Genomic DNA, 15659 nt, shown 5'->3' with positions numbered 1-15659 from the left:
TTCGTAAGCAAGAAAAGCGTACCCTGTTGATGAAGTGAGCAAATATAAAAGCATATTTCGTACTCTACCAAATAATGACCTATATTTGTCTATATTTTTAGTAGACTAATAAAAATAACCGCATATGATACGCAAACACGCCCTATTGCTGTTGATGACGGTTGGCATATTGCAGCTATCCTGGAAAGCAGTAACACGGGAAGAAAGGAACAGCACCACACAACAGCGAAGATCACAACGCACTATCACTGGCACCATACTGGCCGCTGGAGAAAGCACGCCGATAGAAGGAGTATCGGTAGCAGTAAAAGGAACCAAAACTGTATCCGGCACGCAGGCAGATGGTATATACTATATCCCGGTCACCGAAAAAGATTCCATACTGGTATTCAGCCATTGCGACTTCGACACGCTGGAAGTTAAACTCACCGCAGCGAGCGAATACAATATCTCCCTCAGCAGAAAGAAAAACCAGTAAGCACAAAAAAGACCCGTTGCTATAGAGCAACAGGGCACCTGAAAATAGGCATAAAAAAAGCCCCGCTGTCTTTTGAACAGCAGGGCCCATTATACAAAGGCAATTATTTTTTCTTGTTGATGGTATACGTCACCATATTGTTGATCTTACCATTCTTCAAACCGTATACGTCACAATAGTACATATCGTACTCGTCGCCGCTGTCCATATTTTTACAGATCGCCTCTCCACCTACAGAAGCGCGGTCACCATCCACGATAAAATGCTCCCGCGTGGCACTTACCACTTTCATGTTTTGATTGTCGTAGAAGAATTTGCGCAACGCTTCTTTTCCCACGATCTTCTGATCGTTCAAAATATCCCAGCTCGCGTCCTCAGCTATATGACTAAGAATACCCTCGAGATCATTTTTATCGAAAGCGTCCAGGAACTCCGTGATAATTTTTCTGTTGTCCATAGCATTAAGTTTTATAGATGAATACACTACAAAACTAGGGCCAGCACCCCTAATAAATGGGGTACGGGCCTGACAAAAAGCAGGGGCTATGGCGACAACCCTTCACCCACGGTTACCCTTCATTCATCCTGGCCGCACACTACCGGCTTCACCTTAGGTTACCCTTCAAACCAACACCTATCCTACCCGCCACACCCACGGTTACTCTTCATTCATCCTGGCCGCCACACAGCCCGCTTCACGGCCTCCCCGCCCCAAGCCCCTCGCCCGGTTTTAAGCGAAACCCCCATTTATGAATACTAATCGTTAAATTGACAGTCAATACCCTGAACTTCAATCCCCCCATTATAGACAAAAGACATTTCTCATGGACCAGTTCTTCCATATAAGGATGCTCATGAGCATCATAGTCAGCCTTAGTGTAGCTACATTATTGAAGGGAGTGGCCAAACTGATCGAGCACCCCACCAAAGTGCGCATATACTGGGTCCACCTGCTTTGGGTGGCATTTGTGTTTCTCTCGCTCATCGATTTCTGGTGGTGGGAGATCAGGCTCAAAGGGGTAAAAGAATGGAGTTTCGAGGTCTACCTGTTCATCATCAGTTATGTGGTGGTATACTATATAACCTGCTCCCTGCTCTTCCCCGACGACATGAAGGAATATGCAGGGTATAAAGAGTATTACTATTCGAGGAAGAACTGGATATTCTCTTTCCTCGGCTTATCCTTCCTGTTTGATGTAGGCGACACTTTCCTCAAGGGAGTGGAGTATTATCAATCGCTGGGCACCGAATACCTCATACGCATCGCCATTCATGTCATACTGTGTCTGGTCGCCATCCGCACCCGCAACGAACGCTTCCACGCCGCCCTCGTCATCTTCTTTATACTGTACAACTTCTTCTGGATCATTCGGAAGTACCAGGTTCTGTAAGAATGCCCTTCGTGCCACAGCAGCCCGCGGTCTACCTGGTCCTTGCAATCCCCTGTGCAACCAGCGCCCCGGCCACCTCTTACCCTCGAGCTCAACCCGGCCCCACCAACGCAACCTGCACCCACGCGCCCAACCCTACAGCACCGCTGCCGTATTAGCCCGCGCCGCTGCCACTGTTTCGCCCGCCGTGTCGAGCGGCTGGTGCAACAGCTTACGCTCCAGCTGCAGCTTATCGTTGAGGAACTTGTGCTTCATCTCAAACTCGTTGATCAGTTCGCTCCATTTCTTCACATAGATCTTGTACTGGCCGGTTTTAAAGGCCAGCGAAGGCTCCCCATGCGGCTTCGCATTGTCCAACGCCGCTTCGATCTCTCCCTTGCTGTTGAAATCCGTCCCCACCAGGTAAAAGGTCCAACTCATATTGGCGCCGTTAAACTGCGGCTCGTCCATGATCACGTTCATATATTTCTTCACCTGCGTCAGTTCTTGTTCACCCAGTTTCAGGTTCGGGTGCTTCAGTTCTACCACGATATTCCTGATCTCATTCGTCAGCACATCCTGCCGGCAAAGGAAAATATCCATCTCGCGATACTTGTCCTCATGATCAACCGGCCGCACGGGCGCCTCGCCCCGCAACAAATGAATATGCCTTCTCAACGCTTCATCAAACTTCGGCTCTGCCGCCGTTACTAAGTGATATTGTTCGCCAAAGATCCAGTAATGCGCTTCGATCAGCTGTTGCAGGTGATCGCGCTCATTCGCCTTCAGCTCCTTTCGAACGATCAGGTCGCGCAGGTGATCGATCGTCTTGTACCGGTCTTCGATCAGCCGGATGGTATGGTTAACGCGCGCCAGCTGCGTCACCTGCAGCACATCCGCCATCTGTTGTCGCTCCTCGGCCGACAACTCTACCACCCCATCCAGGATGGCGAAGAGCTTATCGCGTTCCAGGCTATCGAGCAGCAGATTCAGCAGGCGCACAAAGGTTTTCTTCTGCTCGATGTTCAGGTTCAGGAATAACTTGGGTTGGATCTCGTACAGGTTGCGCACCAGGTTCTCCAGTTCAGCCTTGCGTAGGCCATCCCAGGGATTGGCCGGGAATACAGGAAAAACTTTATCCTGCTCATACTGCTCGATCAGCACATCAGTATATTGTTTCAGGTAAGGTTTCCGTTTGTCCTGCAGGTAGAGATGCAGTCGCTTGTGCAGGTACCGGAATACAGCATCCATGCGGTTACCACCAATAAGGGCCAACTGCTGGTCGGTGCCCGTACCCCTGAAACGGAACTGGTTGAAATAATCGCTCTTGATGAACACACTGTGAAAGAAATGATCCCCTTTGTTGTTGAGGGAGGTAAACTCTTTATACCGCTCCGTATCATCCGACCCGATATAATAGTATTTGGAGAACTCTTTATTGATCTTCTCATTCCACCGCACATACCGCACTTCAAACTGGGTGCTGGTATCTTCATGGTTCAGCATGAAATGCTGGGTATCCCCTACCAGGGCCGAGTAGTCGAGGGGTTGACCATTGATGAGCAAAGCATAACTGTTCTCTTTGTGCAACTCCAGGTACCAGCCAAACTCCAGGCACAGGAAACTCATTAACTCCTCTTGCAACTTCGCCTCATTGAGATCGGGAAGAATATTATAAAAGGTAACGGAAGTACCTGTCTTTGACTTCACTTCCCGCACAGCCGACTCCGGACTATCATACTTATTGATCGACTCGAACTTGATATTGATAAAGTATTCATACTTCTTTTTCTTCTCGGCATACACCGTGCGCCAGATGGCTTCTGTGGCGAACTTGAAAAAGGTCAGCCGCCCTACTCCGTTTTTGCCATGCACGGCAGAAGTGTTTTTGGGAGATTCGATCTCGATGGCTTTCTGCGAATCGAAGAAAGGAGAGAACTTTTCCGCGAGCTTGGTGCGATGGATACCGTACCCGTTATCGCTGATCTCGATCTTGGAAAGGAACCCCAGCGCATTGGCTTCATAATCCAGGCTCACCGCCGTGGCCTGCGCATCAAACCCGTTCCAGATATATTCGGCAATTGCCTGCCGGTAGTCAAATTTGCTCAGCACACGCTGAATCCCCTTCCCCGTGATCTTAATATCCGCCATAGCTATTGGTAATGTAGTTAGCTAAATTACGGATAAATACTAAATTAATTAGCATTACGCAGCAGCCAATTTATCCACCTGCCAGGGTATCAAAACATAATCTGTAAAGTCTTAGGTAAGAAACATTTAATCCGGCCCTCCCTGGATGAGTTACCCCGGCGCTTGTCGGGAATCTACGTTGCCTAACTGTTTAGCAGCCTCGGGGCCTTTCCCCCTCGATTCCTAGGCGCCTGGTTGCCTAGGTGCCTTCCCTACGTCTGCATCGCATACAAAATAATATTCAGCCCAAACTTCGTATTGTCCTCAGCCATAAAACGCTTATTCCGGAAATCATAATCCCATTCGCAGCCATAGTCCTTATTGCTGTACAGCACGCCAATACGGCCGTTTATTTCAATCGCTTTGAGGTAATCATGCACCAGGTCGTCGCCCCAGCCATTGAGCTCGAATGACGTAGGAGGAGGTCCCTTTTCAAAAGTGAAGAAAGAACGATAGAGTTCGTGGTTATTGGGGATCTTTTTCAAAGCGGGCGGACCAAACGTATTCGCCATCTGGCTCTCGAACGATTTGGCAAACAACCCGTCGATATCATGGTTGCAGTCGTCTACGAAAACAAAGCCGCCGTTCTGCACATACTTTCTGAAGTTGGCCTGCTCCCGCGCATCGAACTGCACCAGCTTGTGCCCGCTCAGGTAGCAGAAGGGCGCCGTAAACATATCCTCACTGCCCAGCTCCACGATCCGCTCTTTCGGATTTACAGGAATGGTAGTGTACTCGACCAGTGAGTTCAATAAATTTGACGGCATGCGCTGGTCGGTATCCCAGTCGCCGGAACGATAACTGATGCGGGTAAAAGTAAAAGTATTGCCTTGCCTCATAAAACTGCTTGCGCCTTGTCACATTACAGATCGATGCAATCTAAGCATCACACCTGGAGGTCGACAAATTAGCGGAATAAAATGTAGATTAAAATTCTATTTTTTTAATGGCAGGCAAAAGAAAACAGGTGTTATGACGTCAAAAATTACGAACTTCCGTCGCTACCGGGTAAATTACCCACCACGCCATGTAAAACAGGATCACGGTCTTTGCTTCCATAGAGAGAGATAATCATCATCACCAAAACTATTATCGACGTTGGTAATAACAGAGCACAAAGTAGGCGACCTGCTTAAAAAGGTATCCTTACTGAAACAAGAGATCCAGAAAGTGATCGTTGGACAGGATGAAGTACTCGAAGAAATACTCGTTGCCCTGCTCGCTGGCGGCCACTGCCTGCTGGAAGGTGTACCAGGACTCGCGAAAACACTCATGGTACGCACCATGTCGCAGGCCCTGCACCTCAGCTTCCGCCGCATACAGTTCACGCCCGATCTGATGCCGTCCGATATCATCGGCACCGAAATACTCGAAGAAGACCTCGTAACCGGCAAGCGGATGTTCACCTTTACCAAAGGCCCTCTCTTTGCCAATATACTTTTGGCCGATGAGATCAACCGCACCCCGCCGAAAACACAATCGGCCCTGCTCGAAGCCATGCAGGAGTTTGAAGTGACCTACGCAGGCAAAACCTATCACCTCGACAGGCCCTTCTTTATCCTGGCTACGCAGAACCCCATCGAACAGGCAGGCACCTACCCCCTGCCCGAAGCACAGCTCGATCGATTCCTGCTCTATGTAAAGATTGGCTACCCGTCCGAACAGGAAGAGATACAAATACTCAGCAATACCACCGGTACAAAGAAAAATAAAGTAGAAGCCATTGTCAGCGGCGAAGAGATCATCCAGTTGCAGACCCTCGTACGGGAAGTAACCGTCAGCGACGACCTCACCGCCTGGGCAGGCAAACTGGTCCGCGCCACCAGGCCCGATACTACAACGGCCGACTATGTAAAAGAATGGGTACGATGGGGCGCCGGTCCCCGTGCCGGACAAGCGCTGATATTGACCGCCAAGGCACGCGCGCTCCTGCACGGACGTTATGCCGTAACCCCGGCCGATATACAGGCCATGGCCTATCCCGTACTGCGCCACCGTATCCTCATGAACTTCAAAGCAGATGCGGAGAAGGTCACCTCCGATATGGTCACCGAAAAACTCTTACAGGTAATAGAAAGGCCCAAAGCATGGTAGAATGCCCATAGCTGATCCCAACATATTGATATCCCTGCGCAATCTGTCGCTGGCGGCAAAGACCACCATCGATGGGTTCATGACGGGCGCCAACAAAAGCGCTATCAAGGGCAGTGGTATGGAGTTCAGCCAGTACAGAAGTTATATGCCCGGCGATGACCTGCGGTGGATGGATTGGAAGATGTATGCACGCAGCGACCGCTATTATATCAGGGAGTCTGAATCCGAAACCAATATCAGCGTACGCCTGCTCGTAGATGCGAGCGCCTCGATGGACCACCGCGATGGGCAATACACCAAGATGGAATATGCCCGCTACCTTGCCGCCTGCCTCGCCTACCTGGCCAATATGCAGGGCGATGCCGTAGGATTATATGTGATGCGGGAAGATGGTATCTTTTCGCTGGCGGCACGGCAGGGATTCCAGAACCTCAACCGCCTGTACTACCAGCTCGAACAGGCAGGCCCGGCTGGCAAATTCACCCAGCCCGTCCATTACAAAGACATCTATGCAGGAGGCCGCACACGCGAACTCCTGGTATTCATAACAGACCTATACCAGGAGAACAACGAGATATACACGTTGCTCGATCTGCTGGGCGCATTGCGGCACGAGATCATCGTACTGCACCTGATGGGCCGCAATGAAATGGACCTTACCTATAGCGGCTACACCACGCTGGAAGACCTCGAAACAGGCAACACCGTTCAGGTCGATACAGCCGCCATCAAAAAAGAATACCAGGAAAAGCTGAACACGCACCTGGAGAACATCAAAAAAGAATTACTCGGTCGTAATATAGATTACCGGCTCCTCATCACCGATGAACCGGTAGACCAGGCATTACGAAACTATTTGAAAGCAAGGAACCGGTAAAGGCCTCGATGTCCCGACGAATGTCGGGATTGCCTCGATGCCTTTTAAACATGAGAAAACATTGCTACAGTTGTTGAATCCCATAGGATTGTTGGCCGCCACCGCGGTAATGATACCAATATTGGTACACCTATGGCGCGTACGCAAGGGAAAAACACTGCGCATCGGCAGCATCGCCCTCATCGAAGGCAGCGCACGCACACGATCCACCAGCCTGCGCATCCACAACTGGCCGCTCTTCTTACTGCGCTGCTTGCTCATATTCACCCTGGCCTTTCTATTGGCATCACCTGTTTGGCAAAAAGACGTTAAAGCAAACGCCAAAGGCTGGATACTGATACCGGCCGCCGAACAGCACATCGCCTATGCAGCCTACAAACAAAAGATAGATTCATTGCTGGCCGCCCAATGGGAGCTGCATGAGTTTGGCAATGGCTTTATAGACCTTTCACCCAAAGAGCTGGGAGCCTCCCCTGCTCCGGTAGAATGGCAACAAGGCGGACAAGCCGGCAGACCACGCATATACTACGACCCCGGAGAACCAGTAGAAGTACGCCCCTGGGCACTCGTCAAAGAACTCGATACCCGTCTGCCCGCCGGCTATCCGGTACAGGTATTCGCCAGCAACAGCCTCTCGCAATATGCAGGCGCCAGGCCCAACACCCACCTGTCACTCCAATGGCACAGTTATGCGCCGATTGAAAATACAGCCTATAACCCCAACACGGCCGGGGCCGATAGCGCCACCACCAACATCACCATTTATCCGGGCAACAACCTGGCCGATGCCCGCTACGTAAAAGCAGCACTGGAAGCCATTGCCGAAGCAACCGGCAAAAGATTTCAGATCACCAGTCTCACGGGCAACCAAACACCGCAGGTGCCGCAACAGCTTATTATCCGGCTGGATGAACAACCAGCCACTCAATTATTGCAAAACCTCACCACCAACGGTATACTTTTTCAATACGATACCGGTAAGGTCATAGACCAACCCAGCTACCTGCAACATCCATCATCCGCAGCGCCGGGCAACAATCAATACAAGATCCACCGGTATGTGACCGGACCCGCCGAAGGCCATCCGGTTTGGACACTCGCCAACGGCCTCCCCTTGCTCACCGTAGAGGACACAGCCGGCAAACAAGCGTATCACTATAAAAGCCGGTTCAATCCCGGTTGGGGCGACCTGGTTTGGGAAGATGGGTTTGCAGCACTGCTCCTTCCCTTTGCCATACCAGTCACCAACATCGACATCGCATACGATCAGCGCGCCCTCGACGACCGGCAGGCAATACCGCAACCGGCCACGGGGAAAAAGAACAACGCCATCAACAACACCAATGGCCACAATGCCAGCCAATATTCATTAACAACCTTACTGGGGATCATCGCAGGGCTGCTATTTACAGCCGAGCGCATCCTCGCCTGGTGGCAACAACGACCGCAACATGCCTGATCAAAGCACCCATATCATACAGGCACTTACCCATAAGTGGAGCAGGAACAACCTGGTGGCCGCTGTATGCAACAGCATCGCCATCAGCGCGCCCCTGGCCACGCTGGCGCACTACGGCTTGCATTTGTTGGAGGGATTGACCACAACGATCTTCCTGCTCATTGCCACCGTAGTCTTCCTGATGAAGAAACCCCGCAAGCTCACGCCCGATCACCTGGCGAGCTTCCTCAACCGCAGCTACCCCCAGCTCGAAGAAAGCACGCAACTGTTATTGCAACCCACCCAATCGCTCAGCCTCCTGCAACAAATGCAGGTAAATAAGATCGGTCCCGTGTTGCAAACCATACCACCGCCCGCTGCCATGCATCAGGGGCTCATTAAAAGCAGCATCATGCTGGTGGGCAGTCTCAGCATCACGGCCATCTTGGCAGCGCTCGCCAGTTTGCTGCCGGCCAACGCCCATCCTTTTACCGACGATGCCGGCCTCTCTGTTCCCAAAGTTCAGGAAACGGTCTTACCAGGCATTACGCAATACAGCATACAGGTAACACCACCGGCCTATACTGGCCGACAGCCTCGGCAACAACAACAGTTCACCCTCAAGGTAGAAGCAGGCAGTCACCTGCAATGGAATATCCAAACCAATCAACCCGTCGAACAATTACAACTCGTATTCAATGCCCGCGACACCGTTAAGTTGCATCCAAACAATAGCGACAGCACCAGCTGGATCTTGCAAAAGGATATCATCGAAACAGGTTTCTACCAGGTAGTGTTGGGCGGACAGGCATCGCAATTATATACACTCGAAGCCATATCCGATCAGCCGGTCGATATACACATCGTTACACCCGCACAATACAGCGCCATCGAACCCGGCCGTGCACCCATAGCCAAACTATCCGTACAACTCACCGACGACTACGGCATCCGCCAGGCCGTCATCATCGCCACCAAAGCCAGCGGCAAAGGCGAAAGCGTCAGCTTCCAGGAGCAGCAACTAACCTTCCCCACCACCTTCGACAACCGCCGGGAAATGTTGTTGAACAAACAACTCGACCTGCACGCCCTCGGACTCAAAGCCGGCGACGAGCTCTATTTCTACATCAAGGCTATCGACAACCACAACCAGGAAAGCCGCTCCGACATGTACTTCATCAGCCTGCCCGATACGGCCAAGCTGCTCAGCATGTCCGGCCTCGAATCAGGCATCAGCCAGGTGCCCGAATACTTCCGCAGCCAGCGGCAGATCATCATCGACATTGAAAAACTCTTGCAACAACAAGCCACCATACCCAAAGACTCCTTCAATGCCCGGAGCAATGTATTGGGCGACGATCAGAAACTGCTTCGTTTACGCTATGGCAAATTCGTTGGCGAAGAATGGGAAAGCGGTGGCCACCATCCCGGCGATGGACACGACCATGCCAACGAAAGGGAAGGGCACGACGAAAAGAAAGAAGGCGATAAAGAAGACGATCACCACGAAGAACAAACCGTACCCATCGGCGATATCAAAGCCATCGAAGACCAGTATGCCCACAAGCACGACAACGCAGAAGACGCCACCTACCTCGAGCCCGCACAAAAAGCACAGCTCAAGACCATACTCACCGAAATGTGGAGCAGCGAACTGAAGTTGCGCACCTACTATCCGCGCGAAGCACTGCCCTACGCCTACAAAGCCCTGCGCCTGTTGAAAGACATGCAACAGAAGTCGCGCGCTTATGTAAGTAAAACATCGGTCAAAATGCCACCGCTCAAACCCGAGAAGCGCCTTACCGGAGAGCTCGACAAAATAAGCGATCCGGCAACAACCAAACAAAGTCCGGCACCCGATAACACGACAGCCACACTCGAAACAGCCATCGGCCTGCTCGAGCAACTGAAACAGGGACAACCAATAAGCGCCGCATCCATGCCGGCATTAACCGTGGCAACCCAACGAATAGCAGAACAGGCCATCAGGGCCCCGGCCGATTACCTGCCGGCCCTCAATGCCATTCGCAGCATAACAGCGCAGACGAGCAAACCGTCAATAGGCAACATAAACCAAGTACAGGCGGCACTGGTTAAACTGGCGAAGCCCGTCAACAGCCTGCCGCAAAAGCAAGCCAGCGCACCTGCCGGCAGTTTGTCCGAAGCTTATTACAAACACCTTCAAAGCAGCCGCCCATGATCACCATAGCAATCTGCATAGCGGCTGCATTACTGCTTTTCTTCCTACTCTGGAAAGAAACGAAAAGAGCTGCCCGGCAGCACCTGGCCTGGCGCATCATCGCCAGCGTAATAGCTGTAGCATCCATCACGGCGCTGCTGTTAAAACCAGAATATACCGTCAGCACAGCTGGACAAGACCAACAGGCGATCCTGGTAGTTACAGCGGGCTACCGGCAAGAGGATCTCTCCCGCTTCCGCAACATGCCCGCCATCACCACCGACGCTGCCATCGCCACCAATCGCCTTCACTATACGGCCGATCTGCTTTATTACCTTCAGCAACACCCACCCCTTAACGAGCTACACATCGTGGGCGATGGGTTGGAGGAAGCCACCTGGAAACAACTGGCTGCAAAAAGTATCAGAACATATTACCATCCTGCACCACCGCCAGCAGGATTCACCACCGTCAGTTGGCCCCGCCGGCTGAACAAGGGCCAGCCATTCGACGTGCAGGGCCAATACAACAATCCGGGAAAAGATACCGTTCGCATCATCCTTACCGGACTCGGCACCCGTTTCGATTCCGCCACCATAGCCCCCGGCTCCACCCAACCGTTTTACCTGCGCAATAAACCAGCCCATATCGGCCAGGTCCTGTACGAACTGGAAACATCCGCCACCACCACTACCGAAAAACTGCCCGTGCAGGTACAGCCAGCACAAACAGTACAGGTATTGCTCCTGAGCTCATCACCCGGGTTCGACAATAAATTCCTGCTATCCTTCCTGCACAACAATCACTATAAAGCGATTGTGCGCAGCACCGTCAGCAGGAACAAATACAGCAGTCAATTCCTGGACAACAACAAGCAAACCATTCAAAACATAACGCCAGGCTTGCTGGAGAAAATCGATCTGGTGATATGCGATAATACGCAGCTCGCAGCACTCACACCCGCCGAAAGGAACGCTTTAAAACAACAGGTCGAAAAAGGACTGGGGCTGATATTGCAAACCGATAGCACACAACTAAGCGCGCCTTTCACAACAGGGTGGCAGCTTGCCAAACAGAATCGCACGCCGGTCAATGCGCGTCCGCTCATCATTCCTGCAACATCCGGCAACACGGCGCCCGTTCAGCCCGACCAATGGATATCCATCAGTGCCAATCCGCAGTTGCAGCCACTGGTAACCGACAACGAAGGAACCGTGGTAGCGGCAGCCGGCTTGTACGGTCATGGAAAACTCGTTGTTAATACCGTAAATAATACGTATAGTTGGGTATTGGGAGGTCATGAACCGGATTACGCCCGGTTTTGGTCACTCCTGATCCAGAAAGCCGCCCGGCGCAGCCAGCTGGTCATCAACTGGCAAACCATCAGCGCCTATCCGGCGGTAGGTAATCCTGTAACAATAGTCATGGAAAGCACCCGTGCAGGGCTGCCCGGCATTGAAACGCCCAATGGTCGCTTAGAGGCTGAACAATACCGGCACATACCGCATACCTATACCGCCACCTGGTGGCCGGTAAAGGCAGGCTGGCAGCCTATATACGAAGGGGTCGATAGTTTGTCCGTCTATGTATTCGGCAACAACGATTGGAGCACGGTGCAGGCGGCACAACGAATCACGCTAAATAAACAGTATAGCGCAGTAAGCACAGGAATGCCGGCGTCTAAACAAGACGCGCCCGGCCAGGAGCAGCGACCGGTACCACCGGTCATGTTTTGGTCGCTCTTCCTGCTGGCTGCCGGTTATTTGTGGTGGGAAGAAAAGAAGGCACAGGCATGAGGTACAACAACGCCGGAAACAGCACATTAAAGAGTTTTAGGATCACGATAGATAGTATTCATTTATCAACCATTAAAAACTGCGGAGGAATCTACTTTGAAACGTAAAGATTTTATCAGGTACACGGGACTGGGTCTTGGCTCACTCATGCTTCCCGGAATGTCGGCCTTTGCGCGCGACATTGACCCTGCCGAAGCACTACAAGGTGTTGATGCAGCTGTAAAACGCGAGCTGGCAGATATTGGCCTCAATGCCGCCAAATCAAAAGGCGCAACCTATGCCGATGTACGCATTGGCCGCTACCTGCGACAGTTCGTGGCCACCCGCGATAAGCGCGTACAGGGCGTAGCCAACACCGAAAACTATGGTGTGGGCATTCGCGTACTGGTTAACGGCGCCTGGGGCTTTGCCGCCACGCATACCGTTACCAAAGACGCCATCGCCAAATGCGCCGAGCAGGCCGTAGCCGTGGCCAAAGCCAATGCAAAGATCCAGGGCGATCCCGTACAGCTGGCCCCCCAAAAGGGATTCGGCGAAGTGAACTGGAAATGTCCCATCGAGATCAATGCCTTCGAAGTGCCCATCAAGGAAAAGGTCGATCTGTTGTTGCAGGTGAACGACATCGCCCTCACCAATGGCGCCAGCTTCGTAACGGCGATGATATCGGCGGTGAACGAGCAGAAGTATTTCGCGTCCACCGACGGGTCCTACATCGACCAGGACATCCATCGCATCTACCCCACCTTCAACGTAACCAAGATAGACCGCGCCGCCGGTAAGTTCATGCAGCGTAACGCCTTCAGCGCCCCCATGGGCATGGGCTACGAATACATGCACGCCCGCCCGCAGGATAAGATACAGGGCATCGTAACACGTTACAAAGACCGTTATGATATCCTCGAAGACGTAAAGAACGCCACGAAAGACGTAGATGATAAACTGAAAGCAAAATCAGTAGAGCCCGGTAAATACGATGTGGTACTCGACCCATCACACCTTTGGCTCACCATCCACGAATCGGTTGGCCACCCCACCGAGCTCGACCGCGTACTCGGCTATGAAGCCAACTACGCCGGCACGAGCTTCCTCACCCTCGACAAATGGCAGTCGAAGAAATTCAACTTCGGCAATAAACACGTCAACATCGTAGCCGACAAAACACAAAAAGGCTCACTCGGCGCAGTAGGTTGGGATGATGAAGGCGTGAAATGTAAAGAGTGGGACCTCATCAAAGACGGTGTCCTCGTCAACTACCAGGCCATCCGCGATCAGGCACACATCATCGGTCTCAAGGAGTCGCAAGGCTGCTGCTATTCGCAGGGCTGGGATGATATCCAGTTCCAACGTATGCCCAACGTATCACTGCGCCCCGGCCAGCAAAAGCTGAGCGTAGACGATATGATCAAGAACGTAGAGAAAGGCATCTACATCATCGGCGACGGCTCCTACTCCATCGATCAGCAGCGCTACAACTTCCAGTTTGGCGGTCAAACTTTCTATGAGATCACCAACGGAAAGATCACCGGCATGCTCAACGACGTGGCGTATCAGTCCAATACCCAGGAGTTCTGGAACTCCTGCGCCGCTATCTGCGACGAAAGCGATTATCGCCTCGGCGGATCCTTCAACGATGGAAAAGGACAACCCGGACAAAGCAGCGCCGTATCGCATGGCAGTTCTACGGCCCGCTTCAACGGAGTAAACGTCATCAACACCGGTCGCAAGATCGGGTAACCGGAGGCAGCGGAAACAACCGCAAGCATCCAAACATTAATAACTACCATAAACGCACAATAAAAAACTATGGCTATCTTAAGTAAAGACGAAGCACAAGTGATCATGAAGAAAGTGCTGAGTTACGCCAAAGCCGATGAAACAGAAGTAGGCCTGGGCGGCCAGCAAAGCGGCAACATACGGTATGCCCGCAATGCCGTATCTACCGCCGGCGAAGTAAGCAACCTCAACCTCAGCGTAAGCTCTTCCTTTGGTAAAAGGACCGGCAACGCCACCATCAATGAGTTTGATGATGCATCGCTCGAAAAAGTAGTGCGCCGCGCAGAAGAGCTCGCGCGCCTCGCTCCTGAAAATCCGGAGTATATGCCGCTCCTCGGCCCCTCCAATTTCGCAGAATCGATCGGCTACAACAAGAACACCGCCGCCATGACACCCGATACCCGGGCCGAGATGGTGGCCAAGAGTCTTAAAGTAGCGAAAGACAATAAACTGGAATCAGCCGGTTTCCTGCAAAACAGTGCAGGCTTCCGCGCCATCGCCAACTCCAAAGGCCTCTATGCCTATACCCAGGCCACCGATGTATCGTTCTCCGTTACCGTGCGTAACCAGGAAGGCACCGGCTCGGGATATGTAGACCACAGCTACAACGATGTAAGCAAGCTCGATACCTTGTCCCTGACAAAGATCGCGGCCAACAAAGCCACCAGCTCCGCAGGCGCCAAAGCCATTGAGCCGGGCCGTTATACCGTGATCCTCGAGCCACTCGCAGCCAGCGATATGCTTGGCGGCATCGTACGGGGCTTCGAACAGCGCACCGCCGATGAAGGCCGTAGCTTCATGAGCAAGAAAGGCGGCGGCACCCGCCTTGGCGAACAACTCTTCGACGAAAAAGTAAATATCTGGAGCGATCCCCTCAACCCCGACCTGCCCGGCGCCACCTGGAGCGGCGATGGCAGCCCCATCGAAAAAACAGTGTGGGTAGAGAACGGCATCGTGAAGAACCTCGCCTGCAGCCGCTTTTGGGCACAGAAGAAAGGCCTCAAAGCACTCAATGGTCCCGGCGGTGGACGCTTTGGTGGTGGCGGTATGATCATGGCCGGTGGCACAGCCTCTATCGAGGACATGATCAAGAATACCGAAAAAGGTATCCTCGTAACCCGCTTCTGGTACATACGTATGGTCGACCAGCAAACACTGGTGCAAACAGGCCTCACACGCGACGGAACTTTCTACATCGAGAACGGACAGATCAAGTTCCCGGTAAAGAACTTCCGTTTCAACGAAAGCCCCATCATCATGCTCAACAACGTGGAAGAACTCGGCAAGCCCGTGCGCACCGGCTCTTCTATATTGCCACCCATGAAGATCAGGGATTTCACCTTCACCTCCCTGTCCGACGCTATCTAACGACAAGATACACCTGCGCTGTGGCCATCGATCGGTAACGATGCAGATGGCCGCAGCATTTTCTGCCACCAGGCGCCAGGGAAATTATTAACCACG

12 protein-coding genes are annotated in these 15659 nt (G+C 52.3%); 9 read left to right on the top strand and 3 right to left on the bottom strand.

Annotated elements, in window-relative coordinates:
- The first annotated feature begins 124 nt into the window (after window positions 1-124).
- Complete coding sequence (locus P2H89_RS05955; RefSeq protein WP_275825659.1) at window positions 125-478, top strand: carboxypeptidase-like regulatory domain-containing protein; 354 nt, start codon at window positions 125-127, stop codon at window positions 476-478.
- Between the two features lie 103 nt (window positions 479-581).
- Here the strand turns inward: P2H89_RS05955 and P2H89_RS05950 are convergent, their stop codons facing one another.
- Window positions 582-935, bottom strand: a complete 354-nt coding sequence (locus P2H89_RS05950; protein ID WP_275825658.1) for a nuclear transport factor 2 family protein — start codon at window positions 933-935, stop codon at window positions 582-584.
- A gap of 367 nt (window positions 936-1302) precedes the next feature.
- On the opposite strand from P2H89_RS05950, the gene P2H89_RS05945 reads away from it, so the two are divergent.
- Window positions 1303-1869 carry a hypothetical protein gene (locus P2H89_RS05945; RefSeq protein ID WP_275825657.1) on the top strand — a complete coding sequence of 189 codons (567 nt, stop codon included), beginning with the start codon at window positions 1303-1305 and terminating at the stop codon, window positions 1867-1869.
- A gap of 135 nt (window positions 1870-2004) precedes the next feature.
- Here the strand turns inward: P2H89_RS05945 and P2H89_RS05940 are convergent, their stop codons facing one another.
- The gene (locus P2H89_RS05940; RefSeq protein WP_275825656.1) at window positions 2005-3999 is read right to left on the bottom strand and encodes an ATP-binding protein; all 1995 of its coding nucleotides are present in this window, start codon (window positions 3997-3999) and stop codon (window positions 2005-2007) included.
- Window positions 4000-4250: 251 nt separating this feature from the next.
- Window positions 4251-4877 carry a DUF4159 domain-containing protein gene (locus tag P2H89_RS05935; RefSeq protein WP_275825655.1) on the bottom strand — a complete coding sequence of 209 codons (627 nt, stop codon included), beginning with the start codon at window positions 4875-4877 and terminating at the stop codon, window positions 4251-4253.
- 259 nt (window positions 4878-5136) lie between these two features.
- On the opposite strand from P2H89_RS05935, the gene P2H89_RS05930 reads away from it, so the two are divergent.
- From P2H89_RS05930 to P2H89_RS05900, 7 genes are all read left to right on the top strand, one after another.
- Window positions 5137-6132 carry a MoxR family ATPase gene (locus tag P2H89_RS05930; protein WP_275825654.1) on the top strand — a complete coding sequence of 332 codons (996 nt, stop codon included), beginning with the start codon at window positions 5137-5139 and terminating at the stop codon, window positions 6130-6132.
- A 1-nt stretch (window position 6133) separates the two neighbouring features.
- Window positions 6134-7009, top strand: coding sequence for a DUF58 domain-containing protein (locus tag P2H89_RS05925; protein ID WP_275825653.1), 876 nt, complete (start codon window positions 6134-6136; stop codon window positions 7007-7009).
- Between the two features lie 70 nt (window positions 7010-7079).
- Window positions 7080-8468 (top strand): BatA domain-containing protein, encoded by a 1389-nt coding sequence (locus P2H89_RS05920; RefSeq protein ID WP_275825652.1) that lies wholly within the window; start codon window positions 7080-7082, stop codon window positions 8466-8468.
- Window positions 8461-10647, top strand: a complete 2187-nt coding sequence (locus P2H89_RS05915; protein WP_275825651.1) for a hypothetical protein — start codon at window positions 8461-8463, stop codon at window positions 10645-10647. Before P2H89_RS05920 ends, P2H89_RS05915 begins: the two co-directional genes overlap by 8 nt.
- Complete coding sequence (locus P2H89_RS05910) at window positions 10644-12422, top strand: hypothetical protein (protein ID WP_275825650.1); 1779 nt, start codon at window positions 10644-10646, stop codon at window positions 12420-12422. The genes P2H89_RS05915 and P2H89_RS05910 overlap by 4 nt, the downstream gene beginning before the upstream one ends.
- A gap of 96 nt (window positions 12423-12518) precedes the next feature.
- The gene (locus P2H89_RS05905) at window positions 12519-14156 is read left to right on the top strand and encodes a TldD/PmbA family protein (protein WP_275825649.1); all 1638 of its coding nucleotides are present in this window, start codon (window positions 12519-12521) and stop codon (window positions 14154-14156) included.
- A 69-nt stretch (window positions 14157-14225) separates the two neighbouring features.
- Entirely contained in the window at window positions 14226-15563 is a 1338-nt protein-coding gene (locus P2H89_RS05900) for a TldD/PmbA family protein (protein WP_275825648.1), read from the top strand.
- The last annotated feature ends 96 nt before the right edge of the window (window positions 15564-15659 follow it).

The sequence above is a fragment of the Paraflavitalea sp. CAU 1676 genome, assembly GCF_029223285.1.
GTDB lineage: Bacteria > Bacteroidota > Bacteroidia > Chitinophagales > Chitinophagaceae > Paraflavitalea.
The sequence above is the reverse complement of the archived record's forward strand: the minus strand, read 5'-3'. Positions and strand labels throughout refer to the sequence as shown.

Excerpts from the sequence above, each read along its gene's own strand:
- P2H89_RS05955 (WP_275825659.1), top strand. The coding sequence starts at position 125 with ATGATACGCAAACACGCCCTATTGCTGTTGATGACGGTTGGCATATTG.
- P2H89_RS05950 (WP_275825658.1), bottom strand. The coding sequence starts at position 935 with ATGGACAACAGAAAAATTATCACGGAGTTCCTGGACGCTTTCGATAAA.
- P2H89_RS05945 (WP_275825657.1), top strand. The coding sequence starts at position 1,303 with ATGGACCAGTTCTTCCATATAAGGATGCTCATGAGCATCATAGTCAGC.
- P2H89_RS05940 (WP_275825656.1), bottom strand. The coding sequence starts at position 3,999 with ATGGCGGATATTAAGATCACGGGGAAGGGGATTCAGCGTGTGCTGAGC.
- P2H89_RS05935 (WP_275825655.1), bottom strand. The coding sequence starts at position 4,877 with ATGAGGCAAGGCAATACTTTTACTTTTACCCGCATCAGTTATCGTTCC.
- P2H89_RS05925 (WP_275825653.1), top strand. The coding sequence starts at position 6,134 with ATGCCCATAGCTGATCCCAACATATTGATATCCCTGCGCAATCTGTCG.
- P2H89_RS05915 (WP_275825651.1), top strand. The coding sequence starts at position 8,461 with ATGCCTGATCAAAGCACCCATATCATACAGGCACTTACCCATAAGTGG.
- P2H89_RS05910 (WP_275825650.1), top strand. The coding sequence starts at position 10,644 with ATGATCACCATAGCAATCTGCATAGCGGCTGCATTACTGCTTTTCTTC.
- P2H89_RS05900 (WP_275825648.1), top strand. The coding sequence starts at position 14,226 with ATGGCTATCTTAAGTAAAGACGAAGCACAAGTGATCATGAAGAAAGTG.